The organism is Actinotignum urematis (genome assembly GCF_051264595.1).
Lineage (GTDB): Bacteria > Actinomycetota > Actinomycetes > Actinomycetales > Actinomycetaceae > Actinotignum > Actinotignum timonense_A.
The window spans coordinates 149,469-170,519 of record NZ_JBOZBG010000003.1 but is presented as its reverse complement, the minus strand read 5'-3'; the positions used below and the strand labels follow the sequence as shown (position 1 = coordinate 170,519).

Annotated in this window: 14 protein-coding genes; 6 read left to right on the top strand and 8 right to left on the bottom strand. The window is 62.7% G+C overall.

All coding sequences use genetic code 11. The features are described from left to right. Window positions 1-100 precede the first annotated feature (100 nt). Together ACRQDJ_RS03250 and uxaC are read right to left on the bottom strand one after the other, a co-directional pair. Entirely contained in the window at window positions 101-409 is a 309-nt protein-coding gene (locus ACRQDJ_RS03250) for a hypothetical protein (RefSeq protein ID WP_101594883.1), read from the bottom strand. 211 nt (window positions 410-620) lie between these two features. Continuing rightward, window positions 621-2,072: a glucuronate isomerase gene (uxaC, locus tag ACRQDJ_RS03245; protein ID WP_435706204.1), complete on the bottom strand. Its 1,452-nt coding sequence runs from the start codon at window positions 2,070-2,072 to the stop codon at window positions 621-623. Window positions 2,073-2,593: 521 nt separating this feature from the next. Between uxaC and ACRQDJ_RS03240 the strand changes: the two genes are divergently transcribed. The 4 genes from ACRQDJ_RS03240 (at window position 2,594) to ACRQDJ_RS03225 (ending at window position 8,932) form a co-directional block, all read left to right on the top strand. Next, window positions 2,594-4,261: an MFS transporter gene (locus ACRQDJ_RS03240; RefSeq protein WP_284903345.1), complete on the top strand. Its 1,668-nt coding sequence runs from the start codon at window positions 2,594-2,596 to the stop codon at window positions 4,259-4,261. A 149-nt stretch (window positions 4,262-4,410) separates the two neighbouring features. Continuing rightward, a complete protein-coding gene (gene pheS, locus ACRQDJ_RS03235) occupies window positions 4,411-5,490 on the top strand; it encodes a phenylalanine--tRNA ligase subunit alpha (protein WP_101594874.1) in 1,080 nt (359 codons plus the stop codon). Further along, entirely contained in the window at window positions 5,490-8,033 is a 2,544-nt protein-coding gene (gene pheT / locus ACRQDJ_RS03230; protein WP_284903343.1) for a phenylalanine--tRNA ligase subunit beta, read from the top strand. Before pheS ends, pheT begins: the two co-directional genes overlap by 1 nt. After that, window positions 8,033-8,932, top strand: a complete 900-nt coding sequence (locus ACRQDJ_RS03225) for an SDR family NAD(P)-dependent oxidoreductase (RefSeq protein WP_284903342.1) — start codon at window positions 8,033-8,035, stop codon at window positions 8,930-8,932. Before pheT ends, ACRQDJ_RS03225 begins: the two co-directional genes overlap by 1 nt. A gap of 217 nt (window positions 8,933-9,149) precedes the next feature. Here the strand turns inward: ACRQDJ_RS03225 and ACRQDJ_RS03220 are convergent, their stop codons facing one another. From ACRQDJ_RS03220 to ACRQDJ_RS03205, 4 genes are all read right to left on the bottom strand, one after another. Beyond that, on the bottom strand, window positions 9,150-9,632 hold the full coding sequence (locus ACRQDJ_RS03220; protein WP_284903340.1) for a hypothetical protein: 483 nt from the start codon (window positions 9,630-9,632) through the stop codon (window positions 9,150-9,152). Between the two features lie 244 nt (window positions 9,633-9,876). After that, window positions 9,877-10,248: a hypothetical protein gene (locus ACRQDJ_RS03215; RefSeq protein ID WP_435706203.1), complete on the bottom strand. Its 372-nt coding sequence runs from the start codon at window positions 10,246-10,248 to the stop codon at window positions 9,877-9,879. Window positions 10,249-10,348: 100 nt separating this feature from the next. Beyond that, window positions 10,349-12,457 (bottom strand): DEAD/DEAH box helicase, encoded by a 2,109-nt coding sequence (locus ACRQDJ_RS03210; RefSeq protein ID WP_284903336.1) that lies wholly within the window; start codon window positions 12,455-12,457, stop codon window positions 10,349-10,351. Window positions 12,458-12,594: 137 nt separating this feature from the next. Beyond that, on the bottom strand, window positions 12,595-14,061 hold the full coding sequence (locus tag ACRQDJ_RS03205; protein ID WP_435717778.1) for an MFS transporter: 1,467 nt from the start codon (window positions 14,059-14,061) through the stop codon (window positions 12,595-12,597). Window positions 14,062-14,334: 273 nt separating this feature from the next. Between ACRQDJ_RS03205 and aspS the strand changes: the two genes are divergently transcribed. Beyond that, a complete protein-coding gene (gene aspS, locus ACRQDJ_RS03200) occupies window positions 14,335-16,191 on the top strand; it encodes an aspartate--tRNA ligase (RefSeq protein ID WP_087070830.1) in 1,857 nt (618 codons plus the stop codon). A gap of 137 nt (window positions 16,192-16,328) precedes the next feature. Here aspS and ACRQDJ_RS03195 read toward each other — a convergent pair whose 3' ends face one another. Further along, entirely contained in the window at window positions 16,329-16,877 is a 549-nt protein-coding gene (locus tag ACRQDJ_RS03195) for a DUF421 domain-containing protein (RefSeq protein WP_159455016.1), read from the bottom strand. A 7-nt stretch (window positions 16,878-16,884) separates the two neighbouring features. Next, on the bottom strand, window positions 16,885-19,515 hold the full coding sequence (locus ACRQDJ_RS03190; RefSeq protein WP_234984505.1) for an MMPL family transporter: 2,631 nt from the start codon (window positions 19,513-19,515) through the stop codon (window positions 16,885-16,887). A 191-nt stretch (window positions 19,516-19,706) separates the two neighbouring features. Between ACRQDJ_RS03190 and ACRQDJ_RS03185 the strand changes: the two genes are divergently transcribed. Further along, on the top strand, window positions 19,707-21,050 hold the full coding sequence (locus ACRQDJ_RS03185; RefSeq protein ID WP_087070827.1) for a replication-associated recombination protein A: 1,344 nt from the start codon (window positions 19,707-19,709) through the stop codon (window positions 21,048-21,050). Window position 21,051: the final 1 nt, after the last annotated feature.

The following is a 21,051-nucleotide window of genomic DNA, read 5'->3' as shown; positions in this document are numbered from 1 at the left end:
CCCCCCCCCCCCCCCCGCTGCGGGGCACCCGCTACCGGGTAACCCATCACTACTGAGGTGGATATATCAGTACTGGGTGGATGTACCGATAATGGTGGATTTACTTGTTATCGGAGAGGTTGTCCTTGACGTCCTCGAACTTTTCCTTGGCGGCATCACCAGCATCGGAAGCGGCATCCTTGACCTTTTCGCCAGCATCCTTCGCCTTGTCACCGGCTTCGGAGGCCTTCTCCTCAGCCTTATCGCCGTGGTCCTTGTCCGTCAGTTCGTCCTTGACTTCCTCGAACTTTTCCTTCGCAGCATCGCCCAGCTGGCCCGCCTTATCAGCGGCCTTCTGGCCGAATTCCTTGGCCCGATCAAAAGCCTCGGTTGCGCCTTCCTTAATCTTGTCCACAAATTCGTTCGCCATGGCGACTCCTTTCCATTGATTAATGAAACAAGTCGATCATAGCAAAGTGGTGGCCATCACTTCATATTAAGGTAGTTAAACACTTGGCCGTGCGCGAACGTATCGCGCACGGCCAAATTCTCAGTTCCGGGTAGTTCGTTGCAGAGCCGCACTCCAGTTCCAGAGCGGTACTCCGGCCACGGACTAGTACCCGTTACTTGGGCGTGTTTCCTTACTTCGCGGTGGTCCCGCTCAGCTTGGAGGTATCCACCCGGAAGGCCCGAGCCGGAATCGTGGTCACGAGGGCTTCGGACACCTCGAGGGCTTCATCCAGCTCCAGGCGATGTTCGGCCACCATCCGTGCCAGGTAAACCGAGTCCATCCGGCGGGCGACGTCGTGCCGTGCGGGAATGGAGGCGAAGGCGCGGGTATCGTCGATCATCCCGGAGGTCTTGTAGAAGGTGCCGTAGGGGGTGACCTGTTCGCGGTAGCGCAGGATCGCATCCGGCTCATCGATGAACCACCACGGGGCACCCACGTACACGCTCGGGTAGTACCCGGCCAGCGGGGCCAGTTCACGCTGGTAGACATCCTGATCGATGGTGAAGAAAACAACCTGGAAGTTCGGGTTGTCTCCGTATTCGGAGAGCATGGGCTGCACGTTATTCGTGAATTCCACGGCCATGGGCACATCGCCCCCAACGTCCGCACCCAGGCGCTCGAAGGCCGCCTGGTGATGGTTGCGGTACACGGCCGGATGGAAGGTCATAACCAGACCGTCCTCGCAGGCCAGGCGCGCCTGGTCGTTGAGCATATGCCGGCGCAGGGCCGCGCCATCTTCCGGCGAAATCTTGCCGGCCAGGGCCAGCTTGTAGAGTTCGGCCGCCCGCGCTTCGGGCAGGCGTGCCGTACCCGGATCGCGATGCGAGTGATCGGAGGATACCGCGCCCATCTCCTTGAAGAAGAGGCGGCGCTTGCGCATGGCTTCCACGTAGCCTTCATAGGTGGACACATCCTGGTCAGCTGCCTGGCCGAGCGCCTCCACATTGGCCTTGAAGTCCGGGGTGGCCGGTTCGAGGTACTTATCGGGGCGGAAGGTAGGCGGAATATAGCCTTCCCAGGTGGGATCATCCAGGAGCTGCTTGTGGTAGCGCAGGTCCGAAACCGGATCATCGGTGGTGGCCATCATCGCCAGGTTGAAACGCTTGTACAGCGAGCGGGGGAGGAATTCTTCCGTCTTGAGCAGTGCGTTGATGTGATCGTAGATCTCATCGGCCGTTTCTTCGGAGGGGCGCACATGCACATCGAAGACGTCCACGAATTCGGATTCAAACCAACCCTGCACCGCGGTACCGCGCAAGGTCCACCAGTTCTTGCAGAACAGGCGCCAGGCCGCGCGAGACTTTTCAGGGGAGAGCGGGCTTCCTACCGGCACGCCCAGATCGGCCAGATCCACCCGGCCCACCGCGTGCAGGAGGCGATTGGTGTAGTGATCCGGGGTGAGGAGCATGCTCGTAGGATCGCTGAAGGGAGTATTGAGAGCGAGCCATTCGGGGGGAACATGGCCGTGCGGGGAAATAATGGGATGCTTCTTGGTGACCTCGAAAATTTCGCGCGCCAGTTTCCGCTGCGTCGGATCTGCCGGGAAAAGCCGGTCCGGGTTGAGAGTGAGGGGCGTCGACATTGAATCCTCCTATTTTCGAGCCGGGCGCGGGGCTTTCCCTCGCCTCGGCTTGCTTCTTTTAAGGTACTCCACCCCGCCCGGGGGCACGCGGGCACGGAGACCGGGTGCGTAGCCAACGGCGACGACGCCGCGGCCCGCTCTCTCACTTTACGCGAAAACATGCGGTTTTCGGGAGAGTATTTGAGAGCTAGAAACGGGAATTTCTAAATGTGAAAAATATCATGGTGGCGGAGGGAGGGTGCGCGTCAGCGCCGTCGTCGTGCTAAAAACCGCGAGAATCCGCGGTTTTCAGAGAATCTCCCCGGCGGCACGTTCCTCGTCCACGATACGAACGGGGAGCTAGGTAACTGCTGGAAAGCCGCGGAAACTTATAAGCTTTTGATGCGAAAGAGCGGTAGTGATAGCTTCGCGGCAGTGTAGCGCGGTAACAGCTCGCGCGGGCACAGAAGCCGAGCGTGAGCGCGGTAAGAGTCGATGGCGAACCACAACCGTTCCTCCTTTCACAGAAAGACAAAAGAAAAATGGGAACACACAATAGCGGCGCCCTCGACGCCGATAAGCGCAGTGAGCTGGAGAAGCTCTCTAAGCTGCGCGTGTACACCGCCAAGCCGATCACCATTGGTCGCGGTATTTGTTTCGGGCTGGTGGACCTCATGGGTGGTGGGTGGAATACCATCATCTCCGGTCTGCTGCTCTACTTCTTCACGAACTACGGCGGGGTCACGGCCACTCAGGGTGGTCTGATCCTCGGTATTGCTCGTATCGTTGACGCCCTTATCTCGGTGTTTATTGGTCCGCTCACGGACGGTTTCTACCGCACGAAGCTGGGGCGGCGTTTCGGCCGGCGCCACTTCTTCCTCATGATCGGCGCGCCCCTGCTGCTCATTATTTTCCCGCTGCTGTGGATTCCCTTCGGCGGATTCTGGTACTACCTCGTCATCTACCTGCTGATCGAGGTTATTATCGCGATCATCCTCATTCCGTGGGAAACCCTGCCTACCGAAATGACACGCAAGTACGAGGAACGCACCACGCTCTCCTCGATGCGTATGTTCTGCTCGGCCACCGGTACCTTCGTGGTGTTCTTCATCCCGGCGCTGGTGCGCGGTAACGTCTCCAACCCCTGGGCCTACCTGGGAATCGGCGGCGCCTTCGCGGTGCTCTTCGCCATCGGTGTATTCACCACCTACGCCACCACCTGGGAGCGCCCGCTCACCCCGGAATTCGTGGAAGAACTCGACGCCATGCCGAAGATGAACGGCTTCCAGATGCTCAAGCACACCGCGAAGGAATTCACCTCGGTATTCCGCAACTCTTCGTACAACAAGCACCTGACGGTCTACCTCTTCTCCTTCACCGGGAAGGATGTGTACGCTTCGGCGCTGACCTTCTTCGCGGTCTACGCGGTGGGAATGAGCGAATCCCAGGGCTTCTGGCTGCAGGCCGTGTCCATCGTGGGTATCCCCATGACGATCTGGGCCATGTTCCTCATGCTCTCGCACGGGCCGCGCTTCCTGTGGGCCTTCTCCTTCACCCTGATCCTCGCCTCGCTGGCGGGTGTGGGCGCGATCTACCTCATCGGGCCGGAAAGCAACGCCTTCATCTACCTGCTGGCCACCGCGGTCATTTACCAGTGCGGGCGCGCGCTGCTCGAATACACCCCGTGGAATGTGTACCCCTTCATCCCGGACGTTGATTACATCATGACCCGCGAAGATCGCGCCGGCATCTACGCCGCCGTTATGACCTTCGGGCGTAAGTCCACCGGTGCGCTGGGAACCTTCCTCGTGGGCTGGTTCATGGACCTGGGCGGCTTCGTCAACCCGCTGGAAAAGGGCACGAACCTCGCGGCCTCCGGCTACACCCCGCTGCACGAAGGTGCCTGCAAGGTGGATGCCTCCGGCGCACTGGAAAGCTCCTGCCAGGTGGTTCAGTCCGCCGGCGCTTCCCATATGATCGCCTTCGTGACGGTCATCCTTCCCGCGATCCTCATCGGGGTGGCGCTGCTGGTGTCCCGCTTCGTCAAGCTGGATAAGCGCACCCACGCCATCCTCATGGATGAGATCCACCGCCTGGAAGCGGGCGGGGCGAAGGAAGATGCCACTCCCGAAGCTCGCAAGGTTGCCGAAGACCTCACCGGGCATTCCTGGGACAAGCTCTGGCCTGAGGTTCCCCTCAGCCAGCGCTAAATTCTAGGAACGACGCCGGCGCCGCGTACCGCGGCGCAAGAGCGCTACCAGTAACCTCACAGCGGGGCCGAGTCCATCTCGGCCCCGCTGTTACGCACTTTCGGCGAGTTTGACTAGAATTGACATGGTTAACAACAAGAAAGGCAGCTATGTCCTCACAGCTCAGTCCCCTGGACGAAGCGGGAGTGCAGGCGGCCGTCGCGCAGGCATGTAGCGCTTTTGCGGCGGCCACCACCCTCGAGGAGTTGAAAGCCGCGCGGTTGGCGCACAGCGGTGATAATGCTCCGATCACTCACGCGAATATGCAGATCCGGAACCTCGCCAAAGAAGAAAAGCCCATCGCCGGCAAACTTCTGGGCGCGGCCCGCAAGGAAATCCAGGCGGCCCTCGCCAGCGCCACCGCTCGTATTGAGGAAGCGGAAGCGGCCGCGGCCCTGGCCACCGAAACGGTGGATGTTACCGTGCCGACCAACCGCTTTCCGCGCGGGGCACGCCACCCGCTCACGGTTCTCAGTGAGGACATTGCTGACTTCTTTATTGCCATGGGTTGGGAGATCGCCGAAGGCCCCGAAGTGGAGCACGAGTGGTTCAACTTCGACTCCCTGAATTTCGGGCCTGACCACCCGGCACGCCAGATGCAAGATACCTTCTACGTATCGGGCGTCGTCGGCCCCGATGGTGAGGTTACCGAGGAACGCAACCTGGTGCTGCGCACCCACACCTCGCCCGTGCAATCCCACGCGCTGCTGCGCCGCGGCGCCCCGCTCTACATCGCCTGCCCGGGCAAGGTATTCCGCACCGATGCGCTGGATGCCACCCACACCCCGGTTTTCCACCAGGTGGAAGGTCTGGCAGTGGATAAGGGCCTGACCATGGCCCACCTCAAGGGCACCCTGGATCACTTCGCCCGCCATATGTTCGGGCCGGAAGCGAAGGCGCGGCTGCGCCCCTCCTTCTTCCCCTTCACCGAACCGAGTGCCGAAATGGACCTGTGGTTCCCGCAGAAGAAGGGCGGTCCGGGCTGGATCGAATGGGGCGGCTGCGGGATGGTCAATCCGGAAGTGCTGCGTAATAACGGCATTGACCCGGATGTTTATACCGGCTTCGCCTTCGGAATGGGCCTGGAGCGCACCCTGATGCTGCGTAATTCCATCGCTGATATGCGTGACATGGTGGAAGGCGATGTGCGCTTCTCCATGCAATTCGGAACCACCGGGAGGGGAAACTAATGCCACTGATTCCGCAGGAATGGCTGGGCTCGCACGTGGAGCTGCCCGAGGATCTCAGCCCCGCGCAGCTGGCGGCCGCGCTGGTAAAAGTCGGCCTGGAAGAAGAAACAATCCACCCCGGCGCGGTCACCGGCCCGCTGGTCTTCGGCCGGGTCCTCAGCCGCGAACCGAAGAAACAAAGCAACGGCAAGATCATTAACTACTGCCGCGTGGACGTAGGGCAGTACAATGACGAACCCGGAACCGGGCGGGAACCTTCCGAGCTGCCTTCGCGCGGCATTATTTGCGGTGCCCATAATTTCGAGGAGGGCGATACCGTGGTGGTGTCCCTCCCCGGCGCCGTGCTGCCGGGCGGTTTTGAGATCGCGGCCCGCAAAACTTACGGCCATATTTCCGACGGCATGATGTGTTCGGAACGTGAACTCGGGCTGTCAGATGAAAGCGCGGGCATTATTGTTCTCGACGACGCAGCCGCGGCCAGTGTAGAACTCGGAAGTGACGCCCGGCAATTCCTGGGCCTACCGGGGGAGACCCTGGAAATTAACGTGACCCCGGATCGCGGGTACTGCTTCTCCATGCGCGGGGTAGCCCGCGAATACCACCACTCCACCGGGGCTCGCTTCACCGACCCGGGCCTGGCGGACGCTCCGCTCCCGGAAGCAACTCCCACCGGGTTCCCGGTGCGCGTGGAAGATAACGCCCCGATTCACGGCCAGCCCGGATGCGATCTGTTCGTCACCCGGGTGGTGCGCGGGGTAGACCCGGCAGCGCCCTCCCCGGCCTGGATGGCACGCCGTCTCCAGCAAGCCGGCCAGCGCTCCATCTCCCTGGCGGTAGACGCCACCAATTACGTGATGCTGGACCTGGGCCAACCCCTGCACGCCTACGATCTGGACAAGATCCGCGGCGGCGGGCTGGTGGTGCGCCGGGCCCAAGCCGGCGAAAAACTCACCACCCTCGATGATGTGGAACGCAGCCTCGATCCGGAAGATCTACTTATTACGGATAACGGGGGAGAGCGCGTGCTCGGCCTGGCCGGCGTGATGGGCGGAGCCGATACAGAGATCACCGCGGAAACCAGCAGTGTGCTGGTGGAAGCAGCGCATTTTGATGCGGTATCGGTGGCGCGCAGCGCCCGGCGCCATAAGCTCCCCACCGAAGCCTCCAAGCGTTTCGAACGCGGGGTGGATCCCGCGGTGGCGGCGGTGGCCGCGCAGCGCGTCGTCGACCTTTTGGTGGAATACGGCGGGGGAGAAGCAACCGATGAGGTCTTTGTGTACGGCCAGGTACACCAGTTGCCCGCGCTCGCTTTCCCGGTTGCGGATGTGGAACGCCTGACCTCTTTGCAGTTGAGCGAGGATCGTATCGCGGATATCCTCACGGATATTGGCTGCACGGTGGAACGCGGCGGTGCGGTGTGGAGCGTGCAGCCTCCCACCTGGCGCCCGGATCTGGTGGGCTCGGCTCATCTGGTGGAGGAAATCGCGCGCCTGGAAGGCTATGATGCGATTCCCACCGCCGTTCCGGCAGCTCCGGCCGGGAGGGGGCTGAGCCCCGCGCAGCGTCAGCGCCGCGATATTGCGCGCACTCTGGCGGAAACCGGGTGGGTGCAGGTGCTGACCTATCCTTTCATTCCGGCCGCGCGTTTCGATGAGCTCGGCTACGCCGCCGATGATGAGCGGCGCACCGCTATCGCGCTGGCCAATCCGCTGCAGGATGAGGCCAATCTACTGCGCACCTCCCTGCTCGATACCCTCATTCCGGTGGCCTCGCTCAACGTCAAGCGCGGTAATCCGGCGGTGGCGGTCTTTGAGATGGGCACGGTGAGCCGGCCGGCCGGTATCAGCCCGGCCCCGATTCCGGCGGCGGGTCAGCGGCCCTCGGAGGAAGAGATTGCCGCCCTGCACGCAGCGATTCCTGCTCAGCCCCACCACGTGGCCGGGGTGGCCTGCGGGCCGCGCACCGCAGCTCGGGCCGGTTACCCGGTGGAAACCTGGGATTGGCGGGATGCGGTAGAAGCCGGGCGGCGCGCAGCCGGGATGCTCGCCGAGGTTTCGGTGCGGGCTGCGGACCAGGCACCCTGGCACCCGGGGCGCTGCGCGGCCATCCTCAGCGGAGACCGCGTTGTTGGCTACGCCGGGGAACTCGCGCCGGCGGTGTGCAAGGCCTTGGATATTCCGGCGCGCTCGGTTGCTTTCGAAGTGAATACCGACGCCGCGCTTCCGGAAACCGTGGAACCCGCCGCGGTCAAGCCGGTGTGGACGAGCCCGGTTGCTAAGGAAGATCTTGCCTTTATTGTTGATGCCGATGTGATTGCCGGTGATGTGCGGGCCGCCATCGTGGCGGCCGCGGGGGAGGCCCTCGAAGACATTGAGCTTTTCGATGTATTCACGGGTGATCCCGTTCCGGAAGGGAAGAAGTCGCTGGCATTCGCGCTGCGCTTCCGCACCGATCACACCCTGACCGCTGAGGAAACTGCCCAGGTGCGCCACCGGGTGGCACGCCGGATGCGCAAGGAATTCGGTGCGGAGCTGAGGGCCTAATGGCACAGCAGGAGGTGGAGCGCGTGGATGCCGGTGAACAGGTGACCGGGCAGCAGGTTACCGCGCAGCAAGGGACCGCGCAGCAAGTTAGCGCACCGCAGGAATCGGAAGGACTCGCACCGGCCCGCAGGATTCTCATTACCGGGGCTTCCCGGGGCGTGGGTAAGGAGCTCGCTATCGGCTTAGCGGCGCCCGGACGCACCCTCATTTTGCTGGCGACCAAGCTATCCAATTTGGATGGCACCGCCACCGAATGTGAGATCCGGGGTGCCCAGGTTATTACCCTCGGGTGTGACCTGGCCAAAGAATCCTCGATCCGCGAGATGCTGCGTATCCTCCTCGAGGAAGGCGCCCCCGATATGGTGCTTAACTCTGCCGGGGTGTACGGGGAAGAAGAACTTCCCTGGGATACCAGCCTGGAGGATTTCCAGCGAACCATCGCGATTAACGTGGAAGCCCCGTTCCAGCTGGCCCAAACTTTGGTGCCTATTATGCTCGAGCGCGGCGGCGGGAGAATCCTAGATCTGTCCGCCACCGCGGCATCCCACGATTCCGCGGACGCGGTATCCTATTACACCTCAAAAACAGCGCTATTGCGCCTGGCAGCATCTTTGCATTTGGCCGGTTACCAGCGCGGTTTGCGGGTGCTTTCTCTCAATCCTGGCGCGGTGAAAACCGATATGACGGCGTCTATGAAACGCTATCGGGACCGCACCGAATGGGTACCGCTCGGCGAATCTGTGGCTATCGCCCAGGCTTTCGCGGCCGGTGAGCTCGATGGACTCTCCGGCACCCAGGTGCGGGCCGGAACCGACTCCCTGGAGAAGCTCCGCGAACTCTCCGCGCGCGGGGTCTCCGGGCGGGCGCGCCGCCTGCGGCTCACCGGATGGGATGCCTAAAACCCAGAGTGCGTAAGCAGCGTGCATAAGCACAGCGGACTAAGGGCGGGAGCCTCCTGTATGGAGACTCCCGCCCTTACTCATCTGCTTTTTATCTGCGGTACAGGCTTATCTGCAACACAGACTATCCGCGGCGTACAAAGTGCGCGCCAGGAACACGATCAGCAATTAATTATGTATCGAGACTCGCATCCTCTGCCGGCAGCCGGCCCAATGATTACTGGGTATTAGCCCCGAACTTTTCCCCGCAGACTTTGGCTGCTTCGCCCATAATCGCCTGGTCTTCCTGCGAGAGCAAAAGGATCTGCGCGGCGATATTACGCTGGCCCTGCTCGGATAGGCCACGGCTGAGCCCTTCATCGACCGTGCACTCCACGAGCTTGGGGAGCAGCGCCTTTTGAGCTTCCGGGATATCCTGGGTGTTCTTGAGCAGCTCGGACGTAGCGGCAAGCATGCCGGCGCTCACCTCATCGCGGGTAGGGGCCGGGCCGTCCGTTGCAATAGCTGCCGGGCCCTTATCGGTGATCGGCGCGGAAGGCTGAGCGGGGCTCGCATCCGCTGCCGAGGGAGCCGCCGGCGCCGAAGCGACCGAAGTTTCCGAAGCTGGCGAAGCCGATTCCGACTTATCGCTATTACCCGAGCAGGCAGCCAGGCTCACCGCGAGACATGCCACAGCTGCTGCACCTAAAAGTTTACGCATCTTCACTCATTTCCAGGCGGAATAAAACAAGTAGATACTATCAGTTGCGCGGCTTTCGCCCGGGGGATGCCCGCGTGAGATCCACCGCCTTGCCTAGCCCCGCGGGAGTTGCGCAGCCCCTGGGGTTGTCACGCAATCCCACGGGTGTCGCGTAACTTCGCGGGCGTTTGAGTGAAGATGCGTCACGAGCTGGGCCGTCTCCCCGTTGGGCAGGGTACGACCCGGTGGCTCTTCCCGATGAGTATTACCCCTGGGGCTGCCCGACGAGCTTCGTGGCGCAATTCTCCGTTACCTTTTGGAGGATATCGTTGTCTTCTTTAGAGACTTCATCGAATTTCTTTACGTCACCGTTGGCAATAATCTTGAGGCCTTCTACGGAGACACCTTGTTCGATAGCACCATCGGCCATGCACTCAACGAATCCGGTAACAATGGATTCGTGAAGTCCGGCTGGGAGCTTGTTACCCGCCTCCTCAATAGCGGAATTGAATCCCTTGTTAAGCCCGGCCACAACCTCATCACGCGAGGGGGCGGCATCCTTTCCGGAACCGTTCGAGCAGGCCGTCAGAGTGAATGCGGTGCAGATAGCTGCAAGACCGGCAACAAGTTTACGCATGGAATTCTCCTCGGAAGAGCGGTGATGGATGAAAGATTATCCACCCACGCGCACCCTACCGGGAGATGGTTACCAGCGCGTGAACACCGGGAAGCCTAAACTATGAACGCCGCCACCCGCGCCCGCCGCGGCGCTCTCCGCGGTCATGCCGATCATGGCGCCGATCCGAGCGCCGCTCAGAGCGGTAATCCGAACCGTAATCGCCCTCATCGCCACGGTTGAAAGAACCGCGGCCACGCCCGCGCCGGTCTCCGCGTGCGCCCCGATCCGAACGCCCCGCGCGATCCGAACGGCTGTGGCCGCCGCGGCGCGCGGCGGGAGCGCCACTGTCTTCAGAAATCCGCAGGGCACGCCCGGAAACCTGGGCCTCGGAAATACGCCGGCGGGCTTCCGGAGAAAGCGGCACCCCAATTTCCACCAGGGAGAAGGTGGGGTAAATATCGATATGGCCCAGGTCTGAGCCGCGCAGCCCGCCTTCGTGGGTGAGCGCGCCAACAATCGCGCCCGGCCGTACCCGGTCCTTGTGCCCGACCTCGATGCGGTAACGCTTCCCGCCCTTGAATTCGCGAGCTTCGCGGCGCTTCTTCTTGAAGGAATCGCGGCTGTCCTCCCCGGTGAAGCTTTCCTCTTCATCCGCGGAAGGCCCGGGATCGCGCACCCCCAAGGCCAGCAGCGCCACGATAATATCCTCGAGGCTCATCGGTGCGGGAGCTTCGGTCGCAGCCTCGTTTTCCGCACCGGTTTCTGTCTTGACATCGGTATTGTTTCCGGTACCGGTTTCGTTCTCGAAGCCTTCTACAGTATCGGTAACGACGGCGCCTTCCGAGTCAGCCGGAACCGAGCTTGCTGCCTCAGCAACGCCCTCGTCAAGCGGGAGGATAGCGGTGGAGGCTGCGGCGTCGTCGTTCTTATTCTGCTGCGCCTCCTGCTGGGCGGCCAGGAATTGCTCGAGGACCTCGCGGTAGACCCCGAGGCGCCCGGCGTCGAAACGGGTGCGGGCCTGCTCCATGAGTTTGGCGGCGCGCAGCTTCGAGACTTCGGCCGGGGTGGGAAGATCGATTTCTTCCATCTTCGATTTGGTGGTTTTCGCGATGCGGCGCAGGCGCGGCAGTTCCTTCGGTGTCACGAAGGTGAGCGAGCGGCCCTCGCGCCCGGCGCGGCCGGTGCGGCCGATGCGGTGCACGTAAGTATCGGCTTCGCGCGGCACATCAAAATTGACGACCAGCCCAATGCGTTCCACGTCCAGGCCGCGCGCGGCCACGTCGGTGGCAATCAGAACATCCAGGGTGCCGTCGCGCAGGCGCGAGACCAGGCGTTCGCGATCCTTTTGGGCGACGTCGCCCGAAAGCGCCGCGGTGGCCACCCCGCGGGTACCCAGCTCAATCGCCAAATCCTCCGCGGTGGCGCGAGTGCGCACGAATACAAGGGCGGCGTCGGCCTCAGAAACCGCGAGAACCCGGGCGAGGGCACCCACCTTGCGGCGGGCCGGAACCACCGCGAATTCCTGGGTAATATTCGCAACCGTGGAGGCCGGCGGGGTGACGGTAATCTCCTCCGGATCATTCAGATGAGAGTCGGCTACGCGGCGAATCGCCGGGGGCATGGTGGCGGAGAAAAGTGCCGAGACGCGCTCGGCGGGCAGATCGGAGGCGATCTTTTCCACGTCCTCCGCGAAGCCCATGCGCAGCATTTCATCCGCTTCGTCCAAAACGAAATAAGAAACGTGGTCGAGCACGAGCGCACCGCGATCAATAAGATCCATAATGCGGCCGGGCGTGCCCACCACCACATGCACACCGTTTTCGAGGGCGCGCAGCTGCGGGGGATAGGGCGAACCGCCGTACACGGCCAGCACTTTGGTATCCGTGCCGCGCGCAAAAGATTCAATGGCGTCCGCGCCCTGGAGCGCGAGTTCGCGGGTGGGTGCGAGCACCAGAGCTTGAACGACGGCGCTGCTAGTATCCACCTGTTCCAGAAGCGGCAAACCGAAAGCGGCAGTTTTCCCCGTTCCTGTTTGGGCAACACCGATAACATCCCGCCCGCTCAGCAACAGCGGAATGGCCTGCTCCTGGATCGGGGAGGGGTGTTCAAAACCGAGAGCATGAATAGCGGTGAGCGTTTCCTCAGAAAGACCGAGGTCAGCGAAAGTCGCCGGGGTGGCGGTGGAGGAAGAATCAGACGGCGTATTTTCGCCGAGATGTTCAGACATGAATTCCTAACATAGGCACAGGGGGCGCAAACGCGCCGCTACTAGTTTACTCCGGGGTGCAAGCCCGGCGCTGGATATATGCGGTGAGCTTGCCCTCTGTTCGGTAGGGCAAAGGGGTAGTTCGCTGCTGCCGGGGGCTAGTGAGCACCCGGGCCGGCGCTGGAATCTTCGCTGAGCATATCCGAGCCGCTCAGCTTTTCCCCGCCCGGACCCACGCCGCTCAGGCGCTGCGATTCGGCAAGATTTTCCGCGGCCTCGCTGCCCGCCGGTGGCACAATGCGGCTGGCCACCACCGCGCCGGCAATGGTCAGCGCAATGGACACCGCGATGCCGGCCATCAGCGCAATATCTTGCGGCGGGGTAAGCACCGAATAAATAATCCCAATAATTGCGGCTACCAGCGAAGTCCCCATGGAATCGGCCACCTGGAGCGCGGAAGAAGTGCGGCCCTGGCCCTCTTGGGAGGTGCAGGCGAGCGCATGCACGCTCAGCGCCGGGAACGCGAAGCCGCATCCAATACCCGCGATAGCCCACCCGATAATAACGAGGCTTCCGGGAAGAGCGTGATGCGAGCCGGCCAGCACCAGGCCAAGGCCGATAGCATCGCCAATCGAGCCCCACAGCGGCAGGCGCAGGCGCAGCGCGGCATTGGTGATCCGCCCGGAGAAATACGATCCCACCGCCCAGGTGATCGAACCGACCGACAAAATAAGACCGGCTTCCACCGGGCTCCACCCGTGCACATCCTGGAGCAGGAGCGGCAAAAACATCTCAATTGCCGTGAAGGTACCGAGGAGAACGCGGGTGGCAATAGTTGCGGGCAGCCCGCGCACCCCGCGGAAAGTCCCGCGCGGGAAAAGCGGACGAGCGCAGAAAAGCAAGGCGAATCCACACACCCCGATAATGGCGAAGGTGTGCGCACTATGCTCCGTCGCCCCGCTCATAATTTGCAGGCAAGCGACCAATGCGCCGGTCCCGAAGGCCGGAATGACCATGGTGCGAATATTCATCGGCTTCTTGACGCGATCAATATCCGGGATTTTATTCATCCCAATAAAGAAGAAGGGCCCGATGAGCAGGATGGTGGCCGGCACGAAACCGAAAATCCACCGCCAGGACATTGCCTCAACAATAATTCCGGCGAGCAGGGGGCCGAAAAGCGAGGGGAGGACCCAGGCCGCGGCGAAAGCGGTGAAGAATCCGGGGCGACGACGCGGCTGCACGCTATTGCCCACGATGGTGTAGAAGGGCACAATAATGAGGCCCCCGCCCAGGCCTTGGATGGCGCGGCCGGCCACGAAAATTTCCATGCTGGGGGAGACGGTACAGATCGTGAGCCCCACGGTGAGAAGCACGACGCCGGTGTACAGGCAAGAATGCGGGCCTTTGGAATCGGACCATTCTCCGGCTAGCGCCGTCGTCATTAACTGGGCCGCAAGTACCACGCCGAGCGCGAGGGCATAAAGGTTCTGGCCGTCAAAAGCGCGCGCGACGGTAGGCATGGCCGTGGTGACCGCCATGCTCTCAAAAGCAACGAGCGAAATAAAGCCAACGGAAAAAATACGGAAAAGGCGTTCGCGCTCCGGAGATAGATACCTGCTCATTAGATCCATTAGACCAGCGAAAGGGGGCAGAAAGGAAGAGGCGCAGCCGGGTACATGCGGTGGTGTGTGCCACCGTGGGCCACGGGTGGGGCCGCGTGGGGCCGCCTGGTGCGGTGGCAGAGCGTAATGAGATGTGTTCGGCGGGCGGCCGGAGCGTAACTTTTGCCCGGAGCGTGCCGCGGGTTCTACCATGGAGCCGGTGCTTGCTCGTCTCGCAAGCACCTTAGGACGGCCCGTCTAGCCGTTTCCCACGATAGAAAGAGTGACAAAAGCGTGTTACGTACTCGTTATGCCGGCTCGCTGCGAGCAAGTGATATTGACAGCGAAGTGACGCTGACCGGGTGGGTGGATCGCCGCCGTGACCACGGGGGTATCGCCTTCATTGATCTGCGTGATGCCTCGGGTATCGCCCAGGTGACCGTCCGTGAAGAAATTGCGCACGAGTTGCGTAACGAATTCTGCATTAAGGTGACCGGGATCGTGCGCGAACGCCCGGAAGGCAATGCGAATGCTGCCCTGGCCACCGGCGAGATCGAGGTGGAGGCCACGGACGTTGAGGTCCTCAGCCCCGCCGAAGCTCTGCCTTTCCAGGTCTCCGATCACGCCGAAGGGGCCGGCAAGGTCTCCGAAGATATTCGCCTCAAGTACCGCTACCTGGATTTGCGCCGCTCCTACGAACAGAAGGCCCTGCGGTTGCGCGCCAAGGTGAATCAGGCGGCCCGGCGGGTACTCGACGGCCACGATTTCGTGGAGATTGAAACCCCGACCCTCACCCGTTCCACCCCGGAAGGCGCCCGCGATTTTATTGTTCCGGCGCGCCTCAACCCGGGAACCTGGTACGCCCTGCCGCAGTCCCCGCAGCTCTTTAAGCAGCTGCTCATGGTGGGCGGGATGGAACGCTACTACCAGATCGCTCGCTGCTACCGCGATGAGGATTTCCGCGCGGATCGCCAGCCGGAGTTCACCCAGCTGGACGTGGAAATGAGCTTCGTTGATCAAGATGACGTTATCGCGGTGGCCGAAGAAGTGCTGCGCGAAATCTGGAAGCTTATCGGCTACGACCTGTCCACCCCGATTCCGCGGATGACCTTTAAGGACGCCATGGAAAAGTACGGTTCGGATAAACCGGACCTGCGTTTCGGGCTGGAACTTATCGACCTGACCGAGTACTTCAAGGACACCACCTTCCGGGTCTTCCAGAATCCCTATGTTGGTGCGGTGGTGATGCCCGGTGGGGCTTCCCAGCCGCGGCGCACTTTCGATAAGTGGCAGGAATGGGCGAAGGCGCGCGGTGCGCACGGCCTGGCTTACGTCACCATCGCGGAGGATGGCACCCTGGGTGGCCCGGTGGCCAAGAATATTACCGACGCGGAACGTGCTGGCCTGGCCGAAGCCACCGGCGCGAAGCCCGGGGATTGCATCTTCTTCGCCGCGGGTGAGCCGACCTTCTCCCGCGAACTGCTGGGTGCGGCCCGCTTGGAAATTGGCCAGCGGGTCGGCCTTATTGACGAGGATGCCTGGGCTTTTGTGTGGGTGGTGGATGCCCCCATGTTCAAGCCGGCTTCCCAGGCCGCCGCGGAAGGCGATGTGGCCCTCGGTTCGCGCTGGACCGCCGTCCATCACGCTTTCACCGCTCCCAAGCCCGAACACCTCGATACTTTCGATACCGATCCGGCCGGTGCGCTGACGAACGCTTATGACATCGTCTGCAACGGCAACGAGATCGGAGGCGGTTCCATACGTATCCATCGCCGCGATATCCAGGAACGCGTCTTCAAGGTCATGGGTATCGATAAGGAAGCCGCCGAGGAGAAATTCGGTTTCCTCCTCGAAGCTTTCAAATTCGGTGCGCCCCCGCACGGCGGGATTGCTTTCGGCTGGGATCGCATTGTGTCCCTGCTGGTCAAGGCGCCCTCGATCCGCGACGTTATCGCCTTCCCGAAGATCGGCAACGGCTGGGATCCCCTCACCGATGCTCCCGCGGAAATTACCGCGCAGCAGCGTAAGGAAGCCGGTGTGGATGCCACCCCGAAGGCTCGCTCCGGCGCGGTGGATGCCGCAACCGGGGCACCCCTCGCGGAGGAAGCGCCGGCGGTCGGTGATACTGCCGGGGCAGCTGCCGGAAAGTAGCGGCCCGCGGTTGCCGGGAAGTAGCTGGCAAGTTGCTGGAAAGTAGCCTCTCAGCGGCCTAGCTGCCGCGTAGGCGGTGGCCTGTAGTCGGCAGCCGCGAAGAAGCTAGCGATATGCAGGGAAGACGCCGAGCGTGCTCAGATGCGCTCGGCGTCTTTCACACCCGCGAGCAGGCGCGGATCAAGCGCGGTGGCCGGCCCGGTGAGTACCGATAGCTGCCCGTTGGGTTCGAGGATGACAGCTGCGACGTCGTCCACACACGCAACGCCGCGCAAACGCACGGCCATCATGATTTCTTCCGTGGTGGTCGAGTGCCGCCGTGCCGCGGGCGTGAGTTCCCCGCGCGCCCAAATAACGACGGGCCGCGCGTGCACCCAGGCCTCCCCGCGGTGGGAGAGCGCGATAAAGCGCAGCAGTGCTTGCATGCAGAACAGGGTGAGAAGGGCGACGACGCCGCCGGCCAGGGTGGGAGTATGCCCGAGGGTGACGCGCCCCGCGATCGCCCCAATAACGACGACGGCCGCCATATCCGAGGTGGAGAGCCGGCTCACCACGTTTTGCCCCAGGGCCCGCAAAATCACCACGAGGAAAAGGTAGATGAGGCAGGTGGCCACGGCTATGGCGCCCGCCTGCAACCAGGTGATACCCAGGAGTTCAGGTAGTTTCAGGTGATCGATCTCAGACATGCCTCCATTATGGCGCGGCGTGCCGGCCGCGTGGCGCCGATGCCGCGGTGCTCGCGCTTGCGGTGGCATCGGTGGTGCTGGCGTTTTGCGTTGTAGCGCCCGCGGGAAGCGTTACCGGCGCACTGTCCTTGGTGGCGGTTGCCGGCTCGTGGTGTTCGAGGGTGCGGTGCCCGCCTTCGGACACCCCGAAACGCTGGTAGATACGCGAAAGCCAGCGCGGCGCCCACCAATTCCACTTGCCTAGCACCGTCATGGTGGCCGGAACCAGGAGGATACGGCTGAGGCTGGTATCCGCAATCACGGTGATGGCCAGCAGCACGCCCACTTCCTTGATCGCCAGCATCTGCCCGAAGCAGAAGCCCACGAAAACCGCCACGATAATCGCGGCTGCGGAGGTAATAATCCGCCCGGAACGCTGCAAGCCCAGGGAAACCGCCCGGTCATTCGATTCCCCGGCATCCCAATATTCCTTCATGCGGGCCACCAGGAATACCTCGTAATCCATGGAAAGCCCAAAGCCGAAGGCCAGGCCGCAGGCCACCACCACCGCCGTGAGCCCGTCGGTTTCCGGCAAGCCCAACAGGCCGTTATCGAAGAGGAAAGCGGTGAGCCCAAGGGAGGCCACCAGGGAGAGCGAATTAATAATGATGGCCTTGAGGGGGATCAGCACCGAGCCGGTCATGAGGAAGAGCAAGATGAGCACGGCGAGTAGCACCACCGCGAAAGCAATGGGCGCGCCCTCGCGTAGCACCCGATTGAAATCAATCTGGATGGCCGCGCTGCCGCCCACCAGGATCTCCGTATTCGCGGCGCTTTCCGCGTGGGCGCGAATATCGCGAACGGTGTTACTGGCCTGGGCGGAGGTGGGATCCCCACCGCTGACAAATACCCCGAGGTTATGCCAGCCGTTATCCATCTTCGTGGATTCCCCGACCTTGGATACCGCCGGAAGCCCGGCAATCCACTCCGATTGCTCGCGCAGCGCGGCGGCATCGCCCTTCACCAGGACGGTAATGGCCGGCTGGCTCAAATCTGGGTAATCGCGTTTGAGAATCTCCTGGGTGGTGCCCGGCGAGGAGCTCACCGGAATATATTCGCTGGTATCCGTGCGTAAAGTGGTGTCCTTAATAGGAATAATCATGACCACGAGGATTGCCGTTACCACGGTCATAATCACCCACGGGCGGCGCTGCACCCATCCGGCAATCCGTGAGAACACCCCGTGATCGGTATGGGTATCACCCACCGCGCGCATGAGATGCCCCAGCCCGGGAATTTTCGCGAGCACAGAAGGCTGGGCCAGCCGCGGCCCGGCAATGCGCAAAAGGGCAGGTACCAAACTTACCGCGGAAATAACCGCGAGCAGCACGACGACGAAACCGCCCATGGCGATCACCCGAATAATGCGGGAATTGAAGGCCAGCAGCCCGGCAATGGCAAAAGCAATGGTGACGGCGGAGAAGATCACGGTGCGCCCGGCGGTGCGGACCGTGGTGGCCAGCGCCCCTTCCATAATGACGGCCAGGTCTTTCTTCTCCGGGCGGGCGCCCGGCCCGTAGCGTTTCTCAATACCGCGGGTGATTTCTTCCCGGTAGCGGGAAACTACCAGCAGGCCGTAATCGATGGAGAGCGCCAAGCCGATAATGGAGACCACATTGAGCACGAAGGAATCCACATCCGCCACGAAGGTGAGGAGCCAAATACCGCCTAGGGTAATAATGATGGCAACAATAGCTCCGGCCAGCGGCATGAGAGCGGTGAGGACCCCGCCGAAGACCAGCACCATGAGGATGAGGGCCACGGGCAGGCCAATGGCTTCCCCGCGCACCAGATCGTGGCGGGCCACATCGTTAATAGCGGTCATCGCGGCGTTCGCGGAGGTGGCATCCACCTGGACAGAGTGAGCGGTCGCAAAAGAATCAAGCGCCTGCTGGACTTCGGCCTCGGTGGCTTCGCTCTTCGCATCCGAGGTGAAGGTAATGACGAGGGCGAAACCGTCCGCGGCGCGCAAACCGGCCGTTTCCTCGCTCGCCTGGGTACGGGCTTGCGCTATACCTTCTTCACGCGCGGAAGCGATGACTTCTTCCTCACTGGGTTGGCCCGCCTGGGCCGCGGCCGCCGCGGCGCTTACTTCCTGGGTGGCGCGGGCCTGGGCTGCCTCGCGCGGCATACCGGCGCGCATGAGCTGCGCGGTAGCCGCCTCAATCTGGGCGGTGAGTTGCTGTTGGGCCGCGGCGGCGGCTTTCTGGTATTCCGCGCGCGCTTTCTCCTCCGCCTGGGCTGCGCCTTCCACTTCGGCTTCCCGCACGAGGGAGGGCGAGCTCACCGCGCTGGCAACACCCGGGATTTTCGCGATGTTTTCACTGAGATCAGCAATATCAGCGGTGAGTTGCTGCGGTTCGGTGGCGCCGTGGATCACGGCCACCATGCGGTAATCGCCCTGGGAATCGGTGAGTTCCAGGACGCGAGCGGATTCCGTTCCGGTGGTGAGGCCCTGGGTGGAGGACATGCGGGAGAACAGGCCTCCCTGACCGAAACCTGACAGTGCGGCGATACCGGCAACAACGGCGCACAATATCCAGGTGATGATGACTCTCCACGGGTGGCGAATAGAGGCACGCGCTAACAACTCTGTCATGCCTCTATTATCGCTCATTTTCCCGAAAAATAGCGGTTTTTAAGCCATCTTTGAACGCTTGACCTGGAGCTTTCGCGCGCGCTGCCCGTAGTGCCACCCGTACCCGCCACCAGTATCCGGTGCTCGGCCCGCACGTGAGCCGGCGCCCACCCCGCGCGTGCGCCCAAGCGCCGAGCTCGTAGACTGGGAGGGTGGATCTCTTCGAAAGTAGCCAAGTTGATGCCCGCGGGGTGCCCGATTCCGATACCGGCCCGCTGGCGGTCCGGATGCGCCCGCGCACGGCCGCCGAGGTAGTAGGTCAGGATGAGGTGCTCGCCCGCGGTGCGCCCTTGCGCCGCCTCATTGACGCGGAGGCCGGGTCTGCGCCGTCGTCAGTATTTTTGTGGGGACCACCCGGGGTGGGGAAAACAACTCTCGCGTACCTCATTGCCCGGTCCGGGCAGCGCGATTTTATTGAGCTCTCCGCGGTGAGCGCCGGGGTGAAGGACGTGCGGGCCGCGGTGGAGAGCGCCCGGCGCAAACTGGTGAGCAGCGGCACCGAAACCGTGCTTTTTATTGACGAAGTGCACCGGTTCTCGAAAACGCAGCAGGACGCGCTGCTGCCGGCCGTGGAAAACGGGTGGGTGATCCTGGTGGCCGCGACCACCGAAAATCCGGCCTTTTCCGTGGTGGCGCCGCTACTCTCGCGCTCGCTTCTCGTCACGCTACGCGGTTTGAACGACGACGATATCCGCGCCATCATCAATCGGGCCCTCACCAGTGAGCGCGGGCTGGGCGGGGCATATACCCTGGACGAGGATGCGGAATATAACCTGGTGCGCCTGGCCGGGGCGGACGGGCGGCGCAGCCTGACCCTCCTGGAAGCCGCGGTGGACGGGGCGCGCGCCCGCGGGGAACACCGGGTGAGCGTGGAGGATGTGGCGCGGGCCGCCGATGGTGCCACCGTGCGCTACGACCGCGATGGCGATGAGCACTACCAGGTGATTTCCGCCTTTATCAAGTCGATCCGCGGCTCGGATGTGGATGCAGCAATGCATTATCTGGCGCGCATGCTGGAAGCGGGGGAGGACCCGCGATTTATCGCGCGCCGCCTCATGATTTCCGCGGCCGAAGATGTGGGGATGGCCGATCCTTCCGCATTGCAAACCGCCACCGCGGCGGCCCAGGCCGTGGCGCTGGTGGGGATGCCCGAAGCGCGGATCATCCTGGCGGAAGCCGTGGTTCACCTGGCCACCGCCCCGAAATCCAACCGGGCCTACCGCGCGATTAATGCCGCGATTGCCGATGTGCGGGCCGGGAAAAGCGCCCCGGTGCCCCTGGCGCTACGCAATGCTTCCTTCAAGGGAGCTGCCGAACGCGGCTACGGGGAGGGCTACCGCTACGCCCATGATTACGAGGAAGGTATCGCCCCCATGCAATTTATGCCGGAGGGCCTGGAAGGCACCCGGTATTACGAACCGACCACCCGCGGCTACGAGGCGAATATCACCCCGCGCCTGGCCCGTAACCGCGAGGTGCTGGGCCGGGAGAACTGAT